The organism is Bradyrhizobium sp. SZCCHNRI20481, from assembly GCF_032485055.1.
Lineage (GTDB): Bacteria > Pseudomonadota > Alphaproteobacteria > Rhizobiales > Xanthobacteraceae > Bradyrhizobium.
The window spans coordinates 1-21877 of sequence record NZ_JAUEUE010000005.1 but is presented as its reverse complement, the minus strand read 5'-3'; the positions used below and the strand labels follow the sequence as shown (position 1 = coordinate 21877).

Below are 21877 nucleotides of genomic sequence, written 5' to 3'. Positions count from 1 at the left end.
GCTACACCGACACCGCGTAGATCTCGTATTCGCCGCGCACCAGCTCGATGTGGGCTTTCATGGCACTCGCCGCGCCGGCCTTGTCGCCGCGCAGGATGGCGACGACGACGCGGTCGTGCTCGGCATGCGACTTGGCGAGGCGGCCGAGATTGCGGAACTGTGCGCGGCGGAACGGCTGCACACGCACCCGCGTCGCCAAGGTGATCTCGGCGATGTAGGCATTGTGCGCGCCGGCATAGATCGCGTTGTGGAAGCGCTCGTTGACCTCGTGGAAGCGCTCGGGATTGCCGGCGTGGCTGAGATTGCGCAGCTCCTCGTGGATGGCTTCCAGTCGCTGCCGCTCGACCGGCGTCATGCGCTGCGCCGCGAGACCGGCGCACAGGCCCTCGAGCTCGGCCATCGCCTCGAACATGCCGGTGAGGCGGTCGGCCGACGGCCGCGCCACCACCGCGCCGCGATGTGCACGCGCCTCGATCAGGCCGGACGTCGCCAATTGACGCAGCGCTTCGCGCACCGGCGTGCGCGAGACATTGAAGCGCTTGGCGATCTCGGTCTCGTCCAGCGGCGCCCCCGGCGCCAGCGCGCCGCGCACGATCTCATCGGCGAGTTGCAGGCGCAACTCCTCGGCGCGGGTGATCTTCGCAACCGCAGGCGGCGCGCGGTCGATGCGCTTGATCTCGGAGTCGCGGGCGGGCCGCTGCCGCGTTCGCGGCGGAAGATCGTCCAGGCTCATCCTCAGCCGCCTTTTGCTTCATCGATGATGCTGACATGGGCAGCGACGATTCTCCAGCCTTCCGGAAACCGGATCCAGGTCTGCATCTGGCGTCCGACCTTGCCGGGCGCGGTGTCGCGATAGAACAGCGTCGAGGCGACCGCCGCGTCACGGCCGTAAGCGGTGATCACGGTGCGCGCGGTCCGCCGCATCAGCCCGGCCGGCGAGCGCGCGGCGCGAAATGCCGCGATCTCGCCGTAGCCGTAGAGGTTCTCGCCGATGCCGTAGCGCAGCGTGCGGGAGTCCTGCTTGAAAAGCTCGTCGAGCACGGCGACGTCGTTGCTGATCAGCGCCTGTTCATAACGCTGGAACTGCGCGGTGACTTCCGCGACGACGTCAGGCAGATCGACTTCCATTCTCCAGAACTCCTCGCGGGGCCGGCGCAGCGGCGACGCCAAGCTGTTGCAAGGCGTGGGCCACACGCAATGCGACATGTTCGCACCACGGCGCCGCGATGATCTGCACGCCGATGGGCATCGGCTCGAGCGGAATCGGAACGGCGACGACGGGAAGCCCTATGAACGAGATCGGCTGGGTATGAATGCCGATATTGGCGCGCACCGGCAGCTCGACGCCGTCGAGCACGAAGGTCGCCTGCCCGAGCTTGGGTGCGACGCAGGGCGTTGCAGGCGCGATCAGCACGTCGACGGACTTGAACAGCTCCAGCACCCGGGCGTGGTACCAGCGGCGAAACTTCTGCGCGCGGTCGACCATCGGCGCCGGAATCATCGCACCCGCAATCAGGCGGTCGCGCACCGCCGGATCGAAATCACCCGGGCGCGTGCGCAGCCGGTCGAGATGCAGCGAGGCGCCCTCGGTGGTGCTGATGACGTAAGCCGCGGCGCGGGCGCGCGCCGCTTCGGGCACCTCGATCACCTCGGTGACCTTCAGCGCGGCCGCGACACGAGCGACCGCTTCGGCGGCTTCGGGAAACAGATTCTTCTGGAAGTGCCCTCCGGCAAGGGCGATGCGCAGATCGCCGATGCCTTGCGAGAACCGACCGGAGACCGGCTCCGGTGCCCGCGTGGTGCACGCGGCGTCGTCCGGATCGGGCCCCTGCATGGCGTCATAGGCGAGCGCGAGATCCTCGACTGAGCGCGCGAACGGACCGAGATGATCCAGACTCATGACGAACGGAAACGAGCGCGCGCGCGACAGCCGGCCATAGGTCGGCTTGAGACCGAAGATGCCGCAGAACGAGGACGGCACGCGGATCGAGCCGTTGGTGTCGGAGCCCAGCGCGATCGGCACCAGGCCGCCGCCGACGGCGCTGCCCGAGCCGCCCGACGAGCCGCCGCTCATCCGCGTCGGATCATGCGGATTGCGCGACGGACCATCGTGCACGTTCTCGCCGGTGAAGTCGTAGGCGTATTCGCCCATGTTGAGCGCACCGATCAACACCGCGCCGGCGGCTTCCATCCGCGCGATCAGCGTCGAGTCCCGCGTCGCCGCCGGGCGATCGCGGTTGATCCTGGAGCCGGCCCGGGTCGGCAGCCCCGTGACGTCGAACAGGTTCTTCACCGCAAACGGCACGCCGGCGAGCGGGCCGACGGGCTTGCCCGCAGCGATGGCCGCATCCACGGCGCGCGCCCTCGCTCGCGCACGCTCGGCGGTGATGTCCGTAAACGAATTCAGCACACCATCGCGCGCCGCAATCCGCGCCAGCGCAGCGTCGGTGGCCTCGACGGCGGAGAGCTTGCGGGTGGCGACTGCGGCCGCAATCGCGCGCGCGGTCATCTCGGCAGGATCAAGCGGTGAAGACACTGGCAGGCTCGGCTTCGTCAGGCAGGGAGAATTCGTCGACCAGCTTCGCCATCCTCAGCGAGACCTCGAGATTGGCGCGGATGGCCGGGCGCCACGCGTCCTCGATCGGCAGAGCCAATGCACGCCCGACCGCGTCGATGTAATCGTCCAATGGCTCCGCCATCAGCTCTTCCCTTCAAGCTTTCGCGCTCAATGCGCCGGCAATGGCGGGTGCGGAATCGCCGTCAGCAACTCGCGCGTATAGGCATCCTGCGGATGACCTAGCACACGTTCGGAGGTGCCCTCCTCGACGATTCGGCCCGACCGCATCACGATCACACGATCGCACAACAGCCGCACCACATTCAAATCATGGGAGACGAACAGATAGCTCATACCTAACTTCTGCTTGAGATCCTGCAGCAGATTGAGCACGACCGCCTGCACGGAGACGTCGAGCGCCGCCGTGGGCTCGTCGAGGATGACGAGCTTCGGGTGCAGCGCAATCGCGCGGGCGATGCCAACGCGCGCCTTCTGGCCGCCCGACAATTGGTGCGGAAAGCGGTCGAGCAGATCGAGCGGCAGGCCGACCATGGTGGCCAACTCTTCGCAGCGCGTGCGGACCGCATTGCGTCCCTTGATGTCACCCAATTGCAGGATCGGATCAGCGATGGCGCGCGCCGCGGTGAAGCGCGGATTGAGGCTGTCGGTCGGATCCTGGAACACCATCTGGATGCGGCTGCGCAGCGGCAGCCGGGCAAAGGCCTGCGGCAGGATGTTGCCGATCTCCTCGCCATCGAAGCTGATGCGGCCCGAACTCTGGTCGAGCAGCCGCATCACCATCATCGACGTCGTCGACTTGCCACAGCCGGATTCGCCGACCAGGCCGACGCTCTCGCCATGACCGACCGTGAAGCTGATGCCGTCGACGGCGCGGAACATCTCCGGCTCGACCGCCGGCTTGCGGCCGAACAGCTTCGACAACGTCGCCGAGGCGCCCTGGCGGGGATATTCCTTGACCAGCTTGTCGACGAGAAGGAGCGGCTTGGTGCTCCTCGCACTCCGGTCGTCCTCCCCACTCCGCTCGTCACCCCCGGGCTTGACCCGGGGGTCCATCACCTTCGACGAGTCTCGCGCAACGGGATGGATGGCCGGGTCAAGCCCGGCCATGACGGAGTGAGGTTGCTGCGACGCCTCCTCCTCCGGCAGCAATTCGCGCAGGGACACGCCGAGGCGCGGCGTCGCGCGCATCAGCTTGCGCGTGTAGGGATGCTGCGGGTTGGCGAAGATGTCGGCGGCCCTGGCTGTCTCGACCACCCGGCCCTTCTCCATCACCACGACGCGATCGCAATAGGCAGCGGCGAGACCCAGATCGTGCGTGATCAGGATCGTCGACATGCCGCGGCTCCTGGTCAGCTCGACCACGAGATCCATCACCGCCTTCTGCGTCGTGACGTCGAGGCCGGTGGTCGGCTCGTCGGCGATCAGGAGCTGCGGGTTGCAGGCCAGCGCCAGCGCGATGACGACGCGCTGGCACATGCCGCCGGACAATTCGAACGGATAGGCGTGGTAGCGCTCGCGCGGGCGGGCGATCTTGACCTGCTCGAGCGCTGCGATCGCCTTTTCGGCGCGATCAGTCGCGGCCGCCTGGGCGTGCTGCCTCAGCACGTCCTCGATCTGCTGGCCCACTTTCCGGATCGGATTGAGGGCCGCGCGGGGGTTCTGGAAGATCATCGAGATCTCGCGGCCGCGCAGATCGCGCATCGCGCTTTCCTCGGCCGCCTTGACGTCGATCCCCGAGAACATCACCGAGCCCTCGGCGATCCGTCCGGCACGGTCGAGGATGCGCATCACCGCGTAGGACGTCACGGACTTGCCCGAGCCGGACTCGCCGACGATCGCGAGCGTCTCGCCCTTGGCGACGGAGATATCGACATGCTGCACGGCCTTGACGATGCCGCGCCGGGTGGAGAATTCGACCGTGAGATCGCGAACGTCGAGCAGCGGCTGGGCGGTCATCCATGGCTCCGCTTGTTACGACCGTCATGCGCGGGCTTGACCCGCGCGTCCATCAAGCCAGGGAAGGCCTGTTCCAAGGGATGGATTGCCGGGTCAAGCCCGGCAACGACGGAGTGTTGCTGTGGCGCACCCATCAACTACGTCCTGCGCTGCGGGTCGACGATGTCGCGCAGGCCATCGCCGAGCAGGTTGAAGCAGAATACCGCGATCATCAGCGCAAGGCCCGGAAACAGCGCGATCCACCATTCGCCCGACACCATGAAGGAGGCCCCCTCGGCGACCATGATGCCCCATTCCGCCGTCGGCGGCCGCACGCCGAGGCCGATGAACGACAGGCCTGCGGCATTGAGGATCGCGTAGCCCATCGTCAGCGACATCTGCACGATCATGATCGGCATGATGTTGGGCAGGATGTGGCCGAGCAGAATGCGCAGCTCGCTGTTGCCCGACAGCCGCGCCGCCTGAACGAAGCCGGCGTTGCGGCGGACATTGGCCTCGGCGCGCGCGACCCGCGCGTAAAGCGGGAAGTTCACGATGGCCGTGGCGATGATGATGTTCTGCACGGTGTTGCCGAGCGCGGCGACGATGCCCATCGCCAGCACGAACAGCGGGAACGCCATGATGGTGTCGGCGATGCGGCCGACGATGCGGTCGGTCCAGCCGCCGAAGAAACCGGCGGCGACGCCGGCAAGTCCGCCCATGAAGAACACCAGCGCCACCGAGGCGACCGCGATGAATGTGTCGAGCCGGGTCGCGACGACGACGCGGCTGAAGATGTCGCGGCCGAGCTGATCGGTGCCGAACCAGTGCGCCGCCGACGGCGGCTTCAGCGCCGACGCCGTGTCGCTGGCGAGCGGATCATACGGCACGATCCACGGACCGAAGACCGCGGCGAACAGGATCACGACCAGGAGGCCGAAGGCGAAGCCCGTGACCTTGTTCTCGGCCAGCACATAGCGCGTGTGCCCGATCAGGGCTGACAGTCCCGACATTCGCGAGGGAACGGTGGCAGGCTCAATGGTCGGCGCGACAGAGCTCATCCTTCCAGCCTCACACGGGGATCGATGACGCCATAGAGAATGTCGATGACGAGGTTCAGGACGACGTACATCACGGCCATCGTCAGCACGAAGCCCTGCACCGGCGCGAAGTCGGAGGCGATCAGCGCCTCGACCGCGTAGGAGCCGATGCCGGGCCAGGCGAACACCTTCTCCACCAGCACGTTGGCGCCGAGCAGGAAGGAGAACACCATCGACAGCGTCGTGATGACCGGAAGCATGGCGTTGCGGAACGCATAGGTCACGGTGACTGTCGCGGGCGACAGGCCCGAGGCGCGCGCCGTGCGGACGAATTCCGACGACAGCACCGACAGCATCGAGGCCCGTGTCATGCGCGCGATCGGCGCCAGCGAGAAGATCGCGAGCGTGGCGGCAGGCAGGATCAGCTGGCTCAGCGCCGAGCGGAACGCCTCGCCGTCACGCGCGATCAGCGTATCGATGAGGTAGAAACCGGTCACGGGGTCCGGCGCGCTATAAAACACGTCGAGCCGGCCGAGCGGCGCCGGTGACCAGCCGAGCCGGAAATAGAACACGTAGACCAGCACCAGCCCGGTGAAGAACACCGGCAGCGAAACGCCCGCTGTCGTGACGACGCGGCAGGTATGGTCGATCCACGACCCCGGCCGGGTCGCCGCGAGCACGCCGAGCGGCAGCGCGATCGCGACCGAAACCAACAGGCCGAGCAAGGTCAGCTCGGCCGAGGCCGGCAGGCGGTTGCGGATCTCGCTGGCGACCGGCTGCCCTGTGGTTAGCGAACTACCGAGATCGCCATGGGCGAGATCGACGGTGTAGCGGAAGAACTGCTCGACCAGCGGCTTGTCGAAGCCGAGCTTCTTACGGATCTGCTCGACGGCCTCTTTGGTCGCCGCAGGGCCGGCGAAATACGCCGCGGGATCGCCGGGCAGCGCACGCGTGAGCAGGAAGGTGACGATCACGACGCCGATCAGGGAGGGAATCGCGAAGGCGAGGCGCTTGGCGATAAGGCTCAGCATGGGCAGCCCCCCGCCCGAATTGGCCCAGATCCTACAGCACGGCGCAGTCTGCTCCCTCCCCCCTTGTGGGGGAGGGCTAGGGTGGGGGGCGAGCCGAGACGGCAGTGGGTGCGGCTACCCCCCTCCCTGCCCCTCCCCCACAAGGGGGGAGGGAATGAGAGAGCTGGGCTCACACCACCAAGGTCACCCACGTCCTCACCCCTTCACCAGAGCCCGATAGTCGAGCCGGCGGTGGAACCAGTACTGATAGCCGGAGATGTTCTTCTGCATCGCGACGTTGACGAACGGCTGATACAGCGGAATGCGCGGCACCTCGGCGAAGGCGAGATCGACGAAGCCTTTCACGTCGGCGTCGTACGTGGCCTTGTCCCCGGTCGCGGCGGCGTCGCGCGCGCCGTTGATGAGCTTGTCCATCTCGGGCGACTTGTAGCTCATCGTGTTGAACACGGAATTGTTGCCGTGATAGCACCAGTAGAAAAAGTACTCGGGGTAATCGAGCCAACCGGAGAAGATGTTGGTGAAGAGCGGCATCTCCTTCTTGTTCAGCTCGGTGCGCCAGTTGGCGCCGGGTACCTTGTTGATGGTGGTCTTGATGCCGAGCTGGGCGAGGCTCTCCTGCACGAGCACGCACAGCGGCTCGTTGACCTGCGCGAAATTGAGGTCGAACGAGATCGTGGTCTCGAAGCCGTTGGGGTAGCCTGCTTCTGCCAGCAGCGCCTTGGCCTTCTCCATGTCGGTGACATACTTCGTCGGCTGCGGCCACGCCACCTCGGTCGCCTTGTCGGACGGCGCACCGAACATCGGATTGGCAAGGCCGAACATCACGGCGTCGATGATCTTCTGATAGGGCATCGCATAGGCGAGCGCCTGCCGAACCTTGGGATTGTCGAACGGCGGCTTGGTCACGCTCATGCCGACATACTGGATGCCGTTGGAGATCGGCAGCGAGATCACGGTGTGCTTGCCGTTCGACTTCATCTCCTGGAAGTCCTTGTTCGGCAGCTCATAGGAGATGTCGGCGTCGCCACGCTCAAGCAGCGCGCGGCGGTTGCCGGCCTGCGGCACCATGCGCCAGATCACGCGCTTGATCTTCGGCAGCGGACCGCACACCCAGTCATCGTTGCGCTCCATGATCACTTCGGTACCGGCGGTCCACTTCGTCACCTTGTAGGCGCCGGAGCCCGCGGTCTGCTGCTTGGTATATTCGAGCCCCCATGGGTCTTTGTCGGTCGCGTTCTTCTTCACGAGCTCCGAGTTGACCACGCAGGGTACGATGACGGCGAGATCGGGGATCGTCAGCCGGTCCTTCTTCAGGAAGTCGACGCGCACGGTGTGGTCATCGACGATGACGAACTGCTCCGGCTTGGTCAGCGAGCCCGCGCTCATCTGGAAGGTCGGGAAGCCACCGACGCTGACGGCGCGATCGAGCGACCACTTCACGTCCTTGGCCGTGACCGGCGTGCCGTCGTGGAATTTGGCGTTCTTGCGCAGCTTGAAGGTCGCCGACATGTCGCCGATGGTCATGTCCTCGGCGAGCTCGGGCTTGAACTTGTCGCGGTCATAGTACGGCACCCCGCCGGGGCCGCTCTTCATCTCGTGGCTGATCAGGCGATCATAGCAGTTCCAGGACACCTCGTAGCCCGGTACGTTGGTGCCGACGCCGTGGATGTCGAGGTTGTTGGGACCGCCTTCGGACACGATCAGCAGCGTCTCGGACCGCGCATCGGCCTTGGCGGAAGACATGATGGCCGGCGCCATTGGCAGCGCGGCCCCCGCGGCCAGACCGGACACGGATTTCAGAAAATCGCGACGCTTCATCAAATGCTCCCGAGAATAACGACTGTCGGGAACAGTGATCGCAAGCTTCGTGCCAAGCCCGGCCAAAAGCTAAGCTATTGAAATATCGACGCGCCTTCACCGAGTGGCACAGCTCGATGCCCCGTATTGCATACAAAGCTGCATATTTGCTGCATTTATAATCACCTTAAGTAGCCTGCGACAGATTTACGCAACGCCTGTTGGACCGCCGCCCCGGTTGGGGATCACTCCGGCCAGATCAGCGCCTGCAGCTCGTCGAAGTCGCGGACCTTGGCCGGCCAATCAGGAATGCAGATGTGGCGAACGGGATCGCTCGCCTGGTGCAGTAGCATCAAGGCGAGCAGCCGTCGCTTCAGCTGCCAGTTGATGTCCTCCAGGGCAAATCCGTAACCATCGAACAAGGCACGCACGCGCCCGGGCTGCCCCGCTGCCATGAAGGCGCTCGGCCCGAGCAGATCATATTCGCCAAGACCAGTCATGACGTCGCCGAAGTCGAACAGCCCGCTCAGCTGCCAGCCATCACCGCTGCGCGTGACGAGGAAATTCTCCGGAATGTATTCACCGGTCAGGATGACCGGCGGCGGATCCTTCGGCAGCAGTGCTGCGGCCTCGCGCAGGAGATCGTCCAGCCCGGCGAGCAGCATCGGCGGCAAGCCGAGCCTCTGATGGCGTGCATGACATCCGGCCATCTGCATCCTCAAAAAATCCGACCAGCGCGGACCGAGCGCGAGCAGCTCGCCAGGCGGGACCCGCTGCACGGCGGCGATCAGACGACCGACCTGCCTGAGCAAGAGCTGCTTGTCCTGCTCCTGTAGTTGCCGCCAGACATCCGAAGCAGGCATGCCGCCGAGCCTGGTCATGATCAGATAGCACCAGCCGTCGCGCTCCCCCTCATGGCGCAGGTCGGGGGTACGGACGTCGCCGACGCCACCGGCGAGCACGCGCAAGGCCGCCCGCTCGGACTGAAACTTGCCGCGATGAAACGGCGGGAAGATTTTCAGGATCAGTCCGTCGTTCAGCGCGAGAACCAGATTGGTGCCTGCCGCGAACGGCACCAGCCGCGCGTCGTCGTAGCCATGGCCGCGCGCAATATCGCGTGCAGCCGGCAGCCAGCGCGTCGCGTCGGCACGGAGGCGCCGGAGCTGCGCGCCATCGGCGACCGGTGGCAAAGCCATTTTCAGCGATCCGGGCTCGCGCGCTCGAACTGGCGCAGCAGACGGTTGCCGCGGTCGACGGCCGCATCGATCGCCGCCTGCGCCGGCTTGCGGCCGCTGAAGGCCTGCTCCATCTCGTCCTCGATGGCATCACGGATCAGCACGAACGAGCCCAGCCGCAGGCCGCGCGAATTCTCCGTGGGAGGATTGAGCGTCACCTGCTCGATCGAGATAGCAGCTCCCGGATTACGGTCGTAGAAGCCCTGCGCGCGCGTCAGATCGAATGCCGCCTGCGTAATCGGCAGATAGCCCGTATTCTGGTGCCAGGCGGCCTGAACGTCGGGCCGCGACAGATAGGCGAAGAACCTGGCGACGCCCTTGTACTCGGCCGCGGGACGGTCACGCAGCACCCACAGCGTCGCGCCGCCGATAATCGAATTCTGTGGCGCGCCCGCAACGTCAGGCCAGTACGGCATTATGCCGTAGCCGACCTCGAACTTCGAATTCGCCTTGATGTCGGCGCGCGTCGCCGAGGAGCCGATGAAGATGCCGCACTCGCCCTTCTGGAAACGCGGCTCGGCTGCCTGGCCGCGGCCGCCATAGTCGAAGACCTTGCTCTTCTGCCATTCCGCAAGCTGGGCGATGTGCCGCGTGACCTGCGGATTGTTGAACGTCAGCACGGCGTCCAGTCCGGCAAAGCCGTTGGCGCGGGTGGCGATCGGCAGATTGTGGAAGGCCGAGAAATTCTCCACGTTGATCCAGGCCGGCCATGACGTCGTGAAGCCGCAGGCGACGCCGTTGTCGCGCAGCCGCCGGGCAGCCTTGCCGAGCTCGGGCCAGGTCTTCGGCGCCGCGCCCGGATCCAGCCCGGCCGCGCGAAACTGATCCTTGTTGTAGTAGAGGATCGGCGTGGAGGCGTTGAACGGAAACGACAGCATGTTGCCGTCGGCGTCGGCATAGGTGCCGGCGATCGCGGGCAGATAGGCCGACGGCGAAAAGCTCTCCTGCTCGTCGCGCATCAACTCGTAGACGGGGTAGATCGCGCCCTTCGCCGCCGTCATCGTCGCTGTCGCGATCTCGTTGACCTGCACGATGGCCGGCTGGCTGCGCGAGCGGAACGCGAAGATGGCCGCCGTCACGGTCTCGGTATAGCTGCCCTTGTAGCTCGGCACGATGCGATAGTCGGACTGCGACGCATTGAAGTCGGCGGCCAGTCTGTCGACCTGCCTGCCGAGCTCACCCGACATCGCATGCCACCACATGATCTCGGTCGCGGCCTGGGCCGTGCTTGCGCAAACAACCGTCCAGAGCAGGATTGCAAACGAAACAGAACGCAAGAGGACCGTCAACGGGAGCCAACTCCAATTCGATGAATGAATCTGCCCGGGCTGAGATCGCAATCGGACCGAAAATGGGGCCTAACAACCCAAGGCTGCAACAGACTATCAACAAACCATTGACGCGTATCGCTTTGACGTCAGAATGACGTTATAGCACCTGTTCGGGAGTGCATTGAACCTTTTCATGTCCGGGCCGACCTCATCATCAGGGGGAAGAGTGTTGCCTGTGTACCGCGCCCATCTTTCGTCGATCTCGAGAGTGGACGTCACGCCGGTGCTGATGCGCGCTGAGGCGGGCGCGCGGTACCGCTCGTCCCATTCTCGCCCGTCATGCTCGGCGGCGCGACTGGCTGCGCCGCAGCATACAAGCCCGGCTGCGGGCGGCAGAGCGGACGCAGGCAGGTTCCGCACGACCGGCCCGAGGTAGCGATCGTGGCGCGATCCGAGCAGCGGAAATCCGTCGCGCGGCCGCTCAGTCTGGCGGTCCTGGGGCGGGCACGGATCGTTCGCGCGCTGCGGGCGGTTCCGATCCGCTGGCGGATCCTCTCGATCGCCGCGCTCAACTCGGCTGTCGTGATCGTGCTGGCGGCGCTGATCTGGAACGGCGCGACGGTGCTGGGCACAGCCTGGGACGACGTTCGCCAGGTCCGGGAATCCGACAAGGTGCTGGCCCTGCTCGAAAGCGAGACGAGCCGGCTGCAGAACCTCATTCATCGCTACATCAATCAGCCGAGCCCGGAGCTGTTCGCCGAGATCCTGCTGCTGCGCGAGGCCGTGCTCGGGACGCTCACGACGCGCGCCTCGACCGACCCGATGCTGTCGGGGTCGGTCGAGGAGCTGGAGCGCGTCACCGTGCGTTTCCTGGACGGCTTCGGCGAGCTGCGCAGTCTGCAGGCGACGATCTCCAAGACCTATGAGGAAGAGGTTCTCGGCCCCGCCCGCGACATCGCCGGGCTCTATTCGGTGATCGAAGGCGCGACCGGCCATCGCGACGCGCAGATCTGGCCTTCGCTCGGCAAGTCGCGCGAGGCCTTCACCGCGATGCTGGTCGCGGCCAATTCCTATTATCTGTCGCTCGCGCCCGCCTCCGCCGACGACGCGCGCCGCAACACGGAGACGATCGAGAAGACCATTCCGGTGATGTCGAGTCTTGCGGACAATGATCTGCAGCGGCTGGCGCTGCAGCGACTGTCGGCCCGGACCGCGGCGCTGCGTGCAGGATTTTCCAAGCTCACCGATCAGCTCACCAACCGCACCGAACTGCTGCGCAACACCATCGATGCGAGCCAGGCCGAAACCATCGGCGCCATCGACGGCCTGTCGGTCAAGATGCGCCAGCACGAGCAGAAGGCGCAGGCGACCTTCGACCGGACGTTGAAGGACATCTCCCGTCGCGTCCTCTCGATCGCCGTGATCTTCCTGGGAGTCATCCTGTCCGCCGGGGTGCTGATCGCCTTGTCGATCCGGCTGCCGTTGCAGCAGATCATGGCCTCGATGCGCGCGATCATGCTGGGCGACTACGACCGCGAGGTCCAGGGCACCGAGGCGCGTGACGAGGTCGGCGCGATGGCCCGCGCCGTCGAGACCTTCCGCGAGAACGCAATCGCCAAGCGCAAGACCGAGGACGAGCTCCGCGCCGCGAAGGAAAAGGCCGAGAGCGCGCTGCTCGAACTCAACGCCGCGCAGCGCAACCTGATCGATGCCGAGCGGCTGGCGGCGCTGGGCGGGCTCGTCGCCGGCGTCGCACATGAGGTGAATAATCCGATCGGCATCAGCCTGACGGTGGCCTCCAGCTTCGCGCGCCGGGTCGAGATGTTCGAGGCCGCACTGCGGTCGCCCGAAGGCGGCCTGCGCCGGTCGCAGCTGGAGGAGTTCGTGCGCTCCTCGCGCGATGCATCCGAGCAGCTGGTCGCCAATCTGCAGCGCGCCGGCGAGCTGATCCAATCGTTCAAGCAGGTCGCGGTCGACCGCTCCCACGCGGAGCGACGGACCTTCGTCCTGAGCGAGGCGACCGATCAGATCATCACCAGCCTCAAGCCGGTGCTCAAGCGCGCGCCGATCACGCTTGCGGTCGACGTCCCCGAGGGACTTTTCATCGATGGCTATCCCGGGTTCTACGGTCAGATCCTCACCAACCTGTTCCTCAACGCCGTCAATCATGCCTTTGTCGACGGACGCGCGGGCACCATCTCGATTACGGCGCGGCCGCGCGGCGCGGATGACATCGAGATCATTTTCGCCGATAACGGGGCCGGCATGACCCCCGACGTCCAGCGTCAGGCCTTCGATCCGTTCTTCACGACACGCCGCAACGAAGGGGGAACGGGGCTCGGGCTGCATATCGTCTACAATCTGGTGACGCAGCAGCTCGGCGGCCGCATGATGCTGGAATCCCGCGAGGGACAAGGCACCACCTTTCGGATTATCATGCCGCGGGTCGCCAAGGGCGGCGCCGAGACAGCAATGGGCGACGGAACGACGCAATGGCCGAACAGGACGATGTCCTCCAACTGATCGAGGATGCCGGTTTCGACGAGGATGACGGTTCGGCTCGGAAATGGAAGATCGCCGTCATCGACGACGACCATGCCGTGCACGAGGGCACCCGCTTTGCGCTGTCGGATTACAGCCTGAACGGCCAGGGGCTCGAAATCCTGTCCGCCTATTCGGCGGCCGAAGGCCGCGCGCTGATGCGGGAGCACACCGACATCGCGGCCGTGCTGCTCGACGTCATCATGGAGACCGACGTCGCCGGGCTCGAGCTCGTCGAATACATCCGCAACGAGATCAAGAACGAGACCGTCCGCATCATCCTCCGCACCGGACAGCCGGGTCAGGCGCCGGAGCGGCGCGTCATCGTCCAGTACGACATCAACGACTACAAGGCCAAGACCGAGCTCACCGCCGACAAGCTGTTCACCTCGCTGACGGCGGCGCTGCGCAGCTACCAGCAGCTCGAGCGCATGGTACAGACCCGCCGCGGCCTCGAGATCATCATCGACGCCGCCTCGACGCTGTACGACTTCAAGTCGATGCAGCGGCTGGCCGAGGGCGTGCTGACCCAGATCGCTTCGCTGCTGAACGTGGATTGCGCAGGCATCCTGGTGCTGCGCGACGACGGCAGCCAGACCGACGATTTTTCGGTGCTGGCCGGCTCCGGCTGCTACAGCCGCTTCTCCGGCGCCGTCACCTCGCGCTCGCTCGATCCGGATCTGCGCGACATGGTGGAGGCCGCCTTCAGGCAGCGCAGCAACGAATTTGCCGACCATCGCACCGTGCTCTATGTCCGCACTGGCTCGGGGCGCGAGGTCGTGGTGCTGCTGCAGGCGGAGCGGCCGCTGTCCGAGACCGATCGCTCGCTGGTCGAGATCTTCTCCAGCCGGCTGTCGATCGCCTTCGACAACGTGATCCTGTATCAGCAGCTGCATGAGGCCAACACCCAGCTCGAGGACCGCGTCGCCCAGCGCACCCGCGCGCTGATGCAGGCCAACCGGCGGCTGTCGGCGCAATGGCTGCGGCTGCAGCGCGCCAACGGCTTCAAGAACGAGATTTTGGGCACCGTCGCCCACGACCTGAAAAATCCGCTGGGCGTGATCCTCGGCCGCACGGAGATGCTGACCGAGCTGATCGCGACCGGCGCCTCCGCCGACGGCATCACCAGCCAGGTCGGACATATCCGAGATGCCGCCAGGCGGCTGACGTCGATGGTCGACCACCTGATCTCGGATGCGATGGCCGACGCCTTCGACATCACCATCCGTCGTGAGCCGGTCGACATCGCAGCCCTGGTCCACGAGGTGGTCGAAGCCAACCAGCCGCTCGCGCTCAACAAGCAGCAGGTCATTGCCGTGTCGGCGCCGCCGCATCTGTCGACCATGTGCGACATCGACCGGATCCGCGAGGCGATCGACAACCTCCTGAGCAACGCGATCAAGTACAGCCCGATCGGCGGCAGGATCACCGTGAATGCCGCCGATGACGGCGACAACACCATCATCGGCGTCACCGACCAGGGCGCCGGGCTGTCGCCGGAGGATCTCGGCCGCCTGTTCGGCCGGTTCCAGCGGCTGTCGGCCAAGCCGACCGCCGGCGAGAGCTCGACCGGGCTCGGCCTGTCGATTGTCAAACGCATCGTCGACATGCATGGTGGCGAGGTGACGGCCAGGAGCGATGGGCCGGGATCCGGATCGACCTTCACGATCACACTGCCGGCGGCCGAATTGTCATGAGTCAGAGCCAGCACATCATCATCGTCGACGACGAGGCCCCTGCCCGCGAAATGGTGGGTGATTACCTCAAGATGCACGGCTTCGCGGTGACGCTGTGCGACGGCGGCAAGAGCCTGCGCAGCGCCATCGAGACCGGCCCGGCAGATCTCGTCGTGCTCGATCTCAACATGCCCGAAGAGGACGGCCTGTCGATCATCCGCGATCTCAAGGGCCGCACCAATATCCCGGTGATCATGCTGACCGCCACCGCCAGCCCGATCGACCGGGTGGTAGGGCTCGAGCTCGGGGCCGACGATTACGTCGCGAAACCGTGCGAATTGCGCGAATTGATGGCCCGGATCCGCTCCGTGCTGCGCCGCAGTGGGCCGGCCAAGACTGCGGCGGCCACTACGGACTCCGCTCCCGCCCAGGCGAAGGACCCGCAATTGGTGCGGTTCGGCACCAAATGGCTCGATCTCGATGCCCAGGCGCTGCGGGATGACGAGGGCAACGAGCACCCGCTGACGGCGTCCGAATTCGGCCTGCTCAAAGTGTTCGCTGCCAACCCGAAGCGGGTGCTGTCGCGCGAACGGCTGCTCGAGCTGGCGAATGCCCGCGATGCCGAGGCATTCGACCGCGCCGTGGACCTGAGAATCATGCGAATCCGCCGCAAGATCGAGCCGGATCCGACCAAGCCGGCGGTGATCCGTACCATCCGCGGCGGCGGCTACCTGTTCTCGCCGGCGGGCGAGAAGGCCTGAGGACGGCCGGTCGGCGGCGGTGGAAGCGGCCTCTGCTTCCACATCCAGTTCCGTATCTTGGAATAGGGCACAATTCCGCCACGAGTGTTTCGCGATGTGCGCCGCGACGAAACATTTCCGCAGGCGCACGAAACCATTTTCCTGTTTTCGTGCAGACGTCCCGAAACGGGCGCTCCTTAACAATCCCTCCCGTCGAAACGCCGCAAGGGGGCGGCGGAACGGGAGAGTGCCATGCAGAACGTCGTTGCCATCAATTCCGCAGCCAGCCAGGGCATCATCGCAGCCCAGGCGACCACGGACGGCATGCTCCTGGAGAGCATTGCCGATGGCGATCGCACCGCGATGCACACGCTTTATGCGCGCCACAATGTGCGGGTCTATCGCTTCATCCTGCGCATCGTCCGCGACACCACGATCGCCGAGGACCTCGTCAGCCAGGTGTTCCTGGACGTCTGGCGCACCGCCAGGCAGTTCGAGGGCCGCTCGCAGGTCTCGACCTGGCTGCTGTCGATCGCCCGCTTCAAGGCGTTGACCGCGCTGCGCCAGCGCCGCTTCGAGGACATCGACCAGGACGAGGTGCGCGAGATCGCCGACGACTCCGACACGCCGGAGACCTCGCTCGAGCGCTCCACCACCAGTGCCATCCTGCGCGCCTGCGTCGCCAAGCTGTCGCCGGCTCATCGCGAGATCATCACCCTGATCTACTACCACGAGAAGTCGGTGGAGGAGGTCGGGCAGATCATCGGCATTCCGCAGAGCACGGTGAAGACGCGCATGTTCTATGCCCGCAAGCACCTCGCCGAGCTCCTGCGCTGTGCCGGCGTCCACAGCCTCGCCGCCTGACCAAGGTTCATTCTCGTCGGGGCTGATGTCCCGACGGGTTCCAAAGACGACGCACGAAAATCGCCGAACGAAACAATTGAAACAATCGGCGAAATCACCTGGAAAATTTCGGCCGCTAGAACGTTACCCATGAACTGAGCCTCAGTCCCCCAGCTGATCTCGGTTTGGAGCGAGCAAATTCAAGGATAACCTCCACCTCCCAAGGTTGCTCCGAAGACCCGGCGGATGCCCCCGCCGGGTCTTCGTCGTTTATGGTCCTGCAGCGCCGCCTTGGGCGATTTGACCATTTGATATCGCGCGGCGCCGGTGCAATCTTCCGTCATGGGGCGATGCTACAAACCCCGTGGCAATGACGGACGGTGCTGATGTTCGGTTTGGATGCGGTTGAGCTGGCGCGCGCGCAGTTCGCCTTCACGGTCACCTTCCACATCATCTTCCCCGCCTTCTCGATCGGGCTCGCGTCCTACCTCGCCGTGCTCGAGGCGCTGTGGCTGTGGACCGGACGCGACGTCTATCTCAACGTCTTCAATTACTGGCTCAAGATCTTCGCCATTACCTTCGCCATGGGCGTCGTCTCCGGCATCGTGATGTCCTACCAGTTCGGCACCAACTGGTCGGTGTATTCCGACAAGGTCGGACCGGTGATCGGCCCGCTGATGGCCTATGAGGTGCTGACCGCGTTCTTTCTCGAGGCCGGCTTTCTCGGCGTCATGCTGTTCGGCCTCAGGCGGGTCGGCCCGAAGCTGCATTTCCTGGCCACTCTGATGGTCGCCGTCGGCACCCTTATTTCGGCGTTCTGGATTCTCTCCGCCAATTCCTGGATGCAGACGCCCGCCGGCTACGCCGTCAACGCCGACGGCCAGTTCGTCTCGGTCGACTGGCTCAAGGTGATCTTCAATCCGTCCTTCCCCTATCGCCTCGTGCACATGGTGCTGGCGGCCTATCTGACGACCTCGCTCGTGGTCGGCGCCGTCGGCGCCTGGCATCTGCTGCGCAATCCGCACCTGCCGGGCCCGCGCGTGATGTTCTCGATGGCGATGTGGATGGCGGCGCTAGTGGCGCCGCTGCAGATCCTGGTCGGTGACCAGCACGGCCTCAACACGCTCGAGCACCAGCCGGTGAAGATCATGGCCATGGAAGGCCATTTCGAGAGCCACAAGGACGGCGCGCCGCTGTATCTGTTCGGCTGGCCGGACCAGGCCAAGGGCGAGCTGACATGGGCGCTCGGGATCCCTAAGTTCGGCTCGCTGATCCTCAAGCACCAGATCGACGCGCCGATGGCCGGCCTCGACACCGTGCCGCGGCAGGACTGGCCGCCGGTGGCGATCACCTTCTGGTCGTTCCGCATCATGGTCGGCCTGGGGCTGTTGATGCTGGCGCTCGGCCTGTTCAGCCTGTGGGAGCGCTGGCGCGACCGGCTGTACATCAATCGCGGCCTGCACCGCTTCGCGATTGCGATGGGACCAGCGGGATTCATTGCCGTCATGGCCGGCTGGATCACCACCGAGACCGGCCGGCAGCCGTTCACCGTGTACGGGCTGCTGCGCACCACCGATTCCGTTTCCCCGCTCGCGGCCCCGGCCGTGGGTGCCTCGCTGCTCGCCTTCATCATCGTGTATTTCATCATCTTCGCCGCCGGCGTGCTGTACATCCTGCGCCTGATGGCCGAGCCGCCGCATCCCGGTGAGCCGGGCCCGAGCAGCGAGCAGCCGGTCCGCACGGCCGGCATCACGCCGGCCGCGGGCGTCGTGCAGGGAGCCGTCGGATCATGAGCGTTGCCGTCGATCTCGCGACCCTCTGGGCCTTCATCATCGCGCTCGCCGTCTTCATCTACGTCGTGATGGACGGCTTCGATCTCGGGCTCGGCATCCTGTTTCCGCTGTTCCCGGGCAAGCAGGACCGCGACGTCATCACCAACACGGTGGCGCCGGTGTGGGACGGCAACGAGACCTGGCTGGTGCTCGGCGGCGGCGGCCTGATGGCCGCCTTCCCGCTCGCTTATGCGATCCTGATGCCCGCGCTGTATGCGCCGCTGATCGCGATGCTGGTTGGGCTGATCTTCCGCGGCGTCGCCTTCGAATTCCGCTGGCGCACCCGCGCGCAGCGCAATCTGTGGGACCTCGCCTTCGCCGGCGGCTCCTGGGTCGCGGCGCTGGCGCAGGGCATCGCGCTCGGCGCCATTCTGCAGGGCGTGCATGTCGAGGGCCGGCACTATGCCGGCGGCTGGTGGGACTGGCTGACGCCGTTCAGCATCCTCACCGGCGTCTCGCTCGTGGTCGGCTACGCGCTGCTCGGCGCGACCTGGCTGATCCTGAAGACGGAGGGCGACCTGCGCGACAAGGCGTATCGCATCAGCTGGTATCTCCTGTTCGCCATGCTGCTCGCGATTGCCACGGTCAGCCTGGCGACGCCGCTGCTCACCATTCAATATGCGCAGCGCTGGTTCACCTGGCCGGCCGTGGTCCTGACCGCGCCGGTGCCGCTCGCCGTCATCGGCGTCACCGTGCTGTTGATGAAGCACCTCGCCCAGAAGACCGACGGCTGGCCGTTCTTTCTCGCGCTGGCGCTGTTCCTGCTGTCCTATGCCGGCCTCGGCATCAGCATGTACCCCTACATCGTGCCGCAGAGCATCACGATCTGGCAGGCGGCGGCGCCGGAGCGCAGCCAACTGATCATGCTGCCGGGCGTGCTCGTGCTGGTGCCGCTGATTCTCGGCTACACCGGCTGGGCCTATTGGGTGTTTCGCGGCAAGGTCGGGCACGACAGCGGCTATCATTGATGCCGTCCGAGCAGCCTGCCCCGCTCGCGAAGCGCCTCGCCTGGTTCGTCGTGCTGTGGCTCGCCGGCGTGGCGGCCGTCGGCACCGTCGCCTTCCTGCTGCGGCTCTGGATGAAGCTCGGATGACGGCGGGCGCCCCGCGCTCACCTTGACTTTGCTGCGAATATGCCCCTGAAATTTGGCGGGTGATTTTAATCGGGCGAGCTTCGCAGGGGTCCGTTGAGGAGAGCTTTGAATGCCGAGTTTCCGTCGCCTGCTGTGTACCACCAGCGCCATCATCGCGCTGGCGCTGTCTACGTCGCACAGTTTCGCCCAATCCGAGGATCCCGGTGATCAGCCCGGCCTCGTCGCCGATGACGGCTACGAGCTCGATCCCGAATGGCGCAAGCAGGTGGTTTATTTCCGCACCACCGAGCCGCCGGGCACCATCATCGTGTCCACCGCCGAACGCCACCTCTATCTGGTGCAGCCGGGCGGCCGCGCCATCCGCTACGGCATCGGCGTCGGCCGTGACGGCTTCCAGTGGCAGGGGCTGCTGTCGATCACCAAGAAGGCCGAGTGGCCGGATTGGACGCCGCCGCCGGAGATGATCCAGCGCCAGCCCTATCTGCCGCGCTTCATGGCCGGCGGCCCCGGCAATCCCTTGGGCGCGCGTGCGATGTATCTGGGCACCACCGTGTACCGCATCCACGGCACCAATCAGCCCTGGACCATCGGCAGCAAGATTTCCTCCGGCTGCTTCCGGCTGGTGAATGCCGATGTCGCCGATCTCTATGACCGCGTGCCGGTCGGCACCAAGATCGTGGTGCGGCAGAAGCCGGAACTGTGACGGCGGCGCCCGCCGCCGGACATTCAGCCATCGCTTCATCCTGACATTTTTTCGAAAGAGATTGACCATGCGCACTTTCCGAGGCGGCCTGCTGATCGGGCTCGCCGTCGCCGTCCTCGTCGCGGCGCTCGCCGTCACCTATGAGATGTACGACACCCGCACCTTGAAGCGGACCATCCGCCGCGGCGAGGTGCTGTGCGGCGTCAACGCCGGGCTGCCCGGCTTCTCGATTCCCGACGACAAGGGCAATTGGAGCGGCTTCGATGTCGACTTCTGCCGCGCCGTGGCGGCTGCGATCTTCGACGATCCGAAGAAGGCGAAGTTCGTGCCGCTCGACGCCAGTGAGCGCTTCAAGGAGCTGCAGAGCCGCAAGGTCGACATCCTCTCGCGCAACACCACCTGGTCGATGGCACGCGAGCAGAATTACGATCTGTATTTCCCGGCGGTCGCCTATTACGACGGCCAGGGCTTCATGGTGCCGCGCGCGCGCAAGCTGGAGACCGCGCTGGACCTCAACGGCAGCAAGGTCTGCGTGCAGGATTCCACCACCAACGCGCTCAACGTCGGGGACTATTTCCGCACCAACAACATGAAGTACGAGGAGGTGAAGTTTCCCAAGCTCGACGACGTCATCAAGGCGTATGACGGCGGCAAGTGCGATACCTTCACCGCCGACGTCTCGCAGCTCTACGCGCTGCGCCTGACGCTGTCGAAGCCCGGCGATCACGACATCCTGCCCGACCTGATCTCCAAGGAGCCGCTCGCGCCCGTGGTGCGCCAGCGCGACGACGACTGGATGATGATCGTGAAGTGGACGCTGTACGCGATGATCAATGCCGAGGAGCTCGGCATCACCTCCAAGAACATCGACGAGGCGCTGAGGTCGAAGAAGCCGGACGTGATGCGCCTGGTCGGCAACGAGGGCAGCTATGGCCAGGACCTCGGCCTGACCAAGGACTGGGCCGCGCGCGTGATCCGTCACGTCGGCAATTACGGCGAGGTCTATGAGCGCAACGTCGGCAGCGAGTCGAAGCTGAAGATTCCGCGCGGCATGAACCAGCTCTGGAACGCCGGCGGCGTCCAGTATGCACCGCCGATCAGGTAAGGATCTCTGCACACTTCCACCGTCATCGCGAGGAGCAACGCGACGAAGCGATCCAGGGCTGTTGTAAAGACTCTGGATTGCTTCGCTTCGCTCGCAATGACGGAGCATGGCCTGACCTTCTCGCGACGCCTCACGCGTCCGAGCTCTGCAAATTCGTCCGCCCTCTGGAAATCGAGGGCGCAGGGAAGGCCGGGCCTCGGCTGAGGCCCGTGGCCCGCCTGCGAAAAAAATGCAGGCGGCAGGAACCACAGGTACAGCCGGAACGACCCGGCCCTCCCTGCGCGATGGCTTTAACGGTTATGGCGCGCTCTCCCCGGTGTCCGGCTTGTTAGTTGTGGAGCCTCAGGAGGTTGTCCTCGGTTAAACCGAGTCTGCTGATAGGCGGCTGGGAGTTTATGCCGCCGTGAGGCCGGTGCCAATTATACTGGTGCAGCCAGATGGGCAGTTGCGCGGCGCG

19 protein-coding genes and 1 pseudogene are annotated in these 21877 nt (G+C 65.6%); 9 read left to right on the top strand and 11 right to left on the bottom strand.

Going from position 1 to position 21877, the window contains the following annotated elements:
- Position 1: 1 nt before the first annotated feature.
- The 10 genes from QX132_RS09015 to ugpB form a co-directional block, all read right to left on the bottom strand.
- Complete coding sequence (locus QX132_RS09015; RefSeq protein WP_315740542.1) at positions 2 to 733, bottom strand: GntR family transcriptional regulator; 732 nt, start codon at positions 731 to 733, stop codon at positions 2 to 4.
- Between the two features lie 2 nt (positions 734 to 735).
- Positions 736 to 1128, bottom strand: a complete 393-nt coding sequence (gene hpxZ, locus QX132_RS09010; protein WP_315740543.1) for an oxalurate catabolism protein HpxZ — start codon at positions 1126 to 1128, stop codon at positions 736 to 738.
- Positions 1109 to 2509, bottom strand: coding sequence for an AtzE family amidohydrolase (locus QX132_RS09005; protein WP_316161088.1), 1401 nt, complete (start codon positions 2507 to 2509; stop codon positions 1109 to 1111). The genes hpxZ and QX132_RS09005 overlap by 20 nt, the downstream gene beginning before the upstream one ends.
- A gap of 10 nt (positions 2510 to 2519) precedes the next feature.
- A complete protein-coding gene (locus QX132_RS09000; protein ID WP_315801629.1) occupies positions 2520 to 2699 on the bottom strand; it encodes a DUF4089 domain-containing protein in 180 nt (59 codons plus the stop codon).
- A gap of 26 nt (positions 2700 to 2725) precedes the next feature.
- Positions 2726 to 4534 carry an ABC transporter ATP-binding protein gene (locus QX132_RS08995; RefSeq protein ID WP_315786378.1) on the bottom strand — a complete coding sequence of 603 codons (1809 nt, stop codon included), beginning with the start codon at positions 4532 to 4534 and terminating at the stop codon, positions 2726 to 2728.
- Between the two features lie 137 nt (positions 4535 to 4671).
- Positions 4672 to 5574 (bottom strand): ABC transporter permease, encoded by a 903-nt coding sequence (locus QX132_RS08990; protein WP_315773714.1) that lies wholly within the window; start codon positions 5572 to 5574, stop codon positions 4672 to 4674.
- A complete protein-coding gene (locus QX132_RS08985) occupies positions 5571 to 6584 on the bottom strand; it encodes an ABC transporter permease (protein ID WP_315740547.1) in 1014 nt (337 codons plus the stop codon). Before QX132_RS08985 ends, QX132_RS08990 begins: the two co-directional genes overlap by 4 nt.
- 195 nt (positions 6585 to 6779) lie before the next feature.
- Positions 6780 to 8402: an ABC transporter substrate-binding protein gene (locus QX132_RS08980; RefSeq protein ID WP_316160797.1), complete on the bottom strand. Its 1623-nt coding sequence runs from the start codon at positions 8400 to 8402 to the stop codon at positions 6780 to 6782.
- 224 nt (positions 8403 to 8626) lie between these two features.
- Entirely contained in the window at positions 8627 to 9577 is a 951-nt protein-coding gene (locus QX132_RS08975; protein WP_316160796.1) for an aminoglycoside 3'-phosphotransferase/choline kinase family protein, read from the bottom strand.
- Between the two features lie 2 nt (positions 9578 to 9579).
- Positions 9580 to 10905 (bottom strand): sn-glycerol-3-phosphate ABC transporter substrate-binding protein UgpB, encoded by a 1326-nt coding sequence (gene ugpB / locus QX132_RS08970; protein WP_410052853.1) that lies wholly within the window; start codon positions 10903 to 10905, stop codon positions 9580 to 9582.
- Positions 10906 to 11475: 570 nt separating this feature from the next.
- On the opposite strand from ugpB, the gene QX132_RS08965 reads away from it, so the two are divergent.
- The 9 genes from QX132_RS08965 to QX132_RS08925 all read left to right on the top strand — a co-directional run bounded on the left by QX132_RS08965 (position 11476) and on the right by QX132_RS08925 (position 21420).
- Positions 11476 to 13410, top strand: coding sequence for an ATP-binding protein (locus QX132_RS08965; protein WP_410052856.1), 1935 nt, complete (start codon positions 11476 to 11478; stop codon positions 13408 to 13410).
- Positions 13380 to 15125, top strand: coding sequence for a DUF3369 domain-containing protein (locus QX132_RS08960; protein ID WP_315757672.1), 1746 nt, complete (start codon positions 13380 to 13382; stop codon positions 15123 to 15125). Before QX132_RS08965 ends, QX132_RS08960 begins: the two co-directional genes overlap by 31 nt.
- Entirely contained in the window at positions 15122 to 15865 is a 744-nt protein-coding gene (locus tag QX132_RS08955; RefSeq protein WP_315797813.1) for a response regulator, read from the top strand. The genes QX132_RS08960 and QX132_RS08955 overlap by 4 nt, the downstream gene beginning before the upstream one ends.
- 231 nt (positions 15866 to 16096) lie before the next feature.
- The gene (locus QX132_RS08950) at positions 16097 to 16708 is read left to right on the top strand and encodes a sigma-70 family RNA polymerase sigma factor (protein ID WP_315740553.1); all 612 of its coding nucleotides are present in this window, start codon (positions 16097 to 16099) and stop codon (positions 16706 to 16708) included.
- Between the two features lie 365 nt (positions 16709 to 17073).
- Positions 17074 to 18480 (top strand): cytochrome ubiquinol oxidase subunit I, encoded by a 1407-nt coding sequence (locus QX132_RS08945; protein WP_315778247.1) that lies wholly within the window; start codon positions 17074 to 17076, stop codon positions 18478 to 18480.
- Positions 18477 to 19487, top strand: coding sequence for a cytochrome d ubiquinol oxidase subunit II (gene cydB, locus QX132_RS08940; RefSeq protein WP_315778246.1), 1011 nt, complete (start codon positions 18477 to 18479; stop codon positions 19485 to 19487). Before QX132_RS08945 ends, cydB begins: the two co-directional genes overlap by 4 nt.
- Complete coding sequence (locus tag QX132_RS08935) at positions 19487 to 19612, top strand: DUF2474 family protein (protein WP_315757675.1); 126 nt, start codon at positions 19487 to 19489, stop codon at positions 19610 to 19612. Before cydB ends, QX132_RS08935 begins: the two co-directional genes overlap by 1 nt.
- 109 nt (positions 19613 to 19721) lie before the next feature.
- Positions 19722 to 20315, top strand: coding sequence for a L,D-transpeptidase (locus QX132_RS08930; RefSeq protein ID WP_315740557.1), 594 nt, complete (start codon positions 19722 to 19724; stop codon positions 20313 to 20315).
- Positions 20316 to 20382: 67 nt separating this feature from the next.
- Positions 20383 to 21420 carry an amino acid ABC transporter substrate-binding protein gene (locus tag QX132_RS08925; protein WP_316160791.1) on the top strand — a complete coding sequence of 346 codons (1038 nt, stop codon included), beginning with the start codon at positions 20383 to 20385 and terminating at the stop codon, positions 21418 to 21420.
- Positions 21421 to 21748: 328 nt separating this feature from the next.
- Here QX132_RS08925 and QX132_RS08920 read toward each other — a convergent pair.
- Positions 21749 to 21877, bottom strand: a pseudogene (locus QX132_RS08920) (IS481 family transposase); the annotation flags it as partial.

Bases quoted from the DNA above. Each gene is read 5' to 3' on its own strand.
- QX132_RS08925 (WP_316160791.1), top strand. From the start codon at position 20,383: ATGCGCACTTTCCGAGGCGGCCTGCTGATCGGGCTCGCCGTCGCCGTC.
- QX132_RS09000 (WP_315801629.1), bottom strand. From the start codon at position 2,699: ATGGCGGAGCCATTGGACGATTACATCGACGCGGTCGGGCGTGCATTG.
- QX132_RS08960 (WP_315757672.1), top strand. From the start codon at position 13,380: ATGGCCGAACAGGACGATGTCCTCCAACTGATCGAGGATGCCGGTTTC.
- QX132_RS09015 (WP_315740542.1), bottom strand. From the start codon at position 733: ATGAGCCTGGACGATCTTCCGCCGCGAACGCGGCAGCGGCCCGCCCGC.
- QX132_RS08955 (WP_315797813.1), top strand. From the start codon at position 15,122: ATGAGTCAGAGCCAGCACATCATCATCGTCGACGACGAGGCCCCTGCC.
- QX132_RS08995 (WP_315786378.1), bottom strand. From the start codon at position 4,534: ATGACCGCCCAGCCGCTGCTCGACGTTCGCGATCTCACGGTCGAATTC.
- QX132_RS08935 (WP_315757675.1), top strand. From the start codon at position 19,487: ATGCCGTCCGAGCAGCCTGCCCCGCTCGCGAAGCGCCTCGCCTGGTTC.
- QX132_RS08990 (WP_315773714.1), bottom strand. From the start codon at position 5,574: ATGAGCTCTGTCGCGCCGACCATTGAGCCTGCCACCGTTCCCTCGCGA.
- hpxZ (WP_315740543.1), bottom strand. From the start codon at position 1,128: ATGGAAGTCGATCTGCCTGACGTCGTCGCGGAAGTCACCGCGCAGTTC.
- cydB (WP_315778246.1), top strand. From the start codon at position 18,477: ATGAGCGTTGCCGTCGATCTCGCGACCCTCTGGGCCTTCATCATCGCG.
- QX132_RS08980 (WP_316160797.1), bottom strand. From the start codon at position 8,402: ATGAAGCGTCGCGATTTTCTGAAATCCGTGTCCGGTCTGGCCGCGGGG.
- QX132_RS09005 (WP_316161088.1), bottom strand. From the start codon at position 2,509: ATGACCGCGCGCGCGATTGCGGCCGCAGTCGCCACCCGCAAGCTCTCC.
- QX132_RS08945 (WP_315778247.1), top strand. From the start codon at position 17,074: ATGTTCGGTTTGGATGCGGTTGAGCTGGCGCGCGCGCAGTTCGCCTTC.
- QX132_RS08930 (WP_315740557.1), top strand. From the start codon at position 19,722: ATGCCGAGTTTCCGTCGCCTGCTGTGTACCACCAGCGCCATCATCGCG.
- QX132_RS08975 (WP_316160796.1), bottom strand. From the start codon at position 9,577: ATGGCTTTGCCACCGGTCGCCGATGGCGCGCAGCTCCGGCGCCTCCGT.
- QX132_RS08985 (WP_315740547.1), bottom strand. From the start codon at position 6,584: ATGCTGAGCCTTATCGCCAAGCGCCTCGCCTTCGCGATTCCCTCCCTG.
- QX132_RS08950 (WP_315740553.1), top strand. From the start codon at position 16,097: ATGCAGAACGTCGTTGCCATCAATTCCGCAGCCAGCCAGGGCATCATC.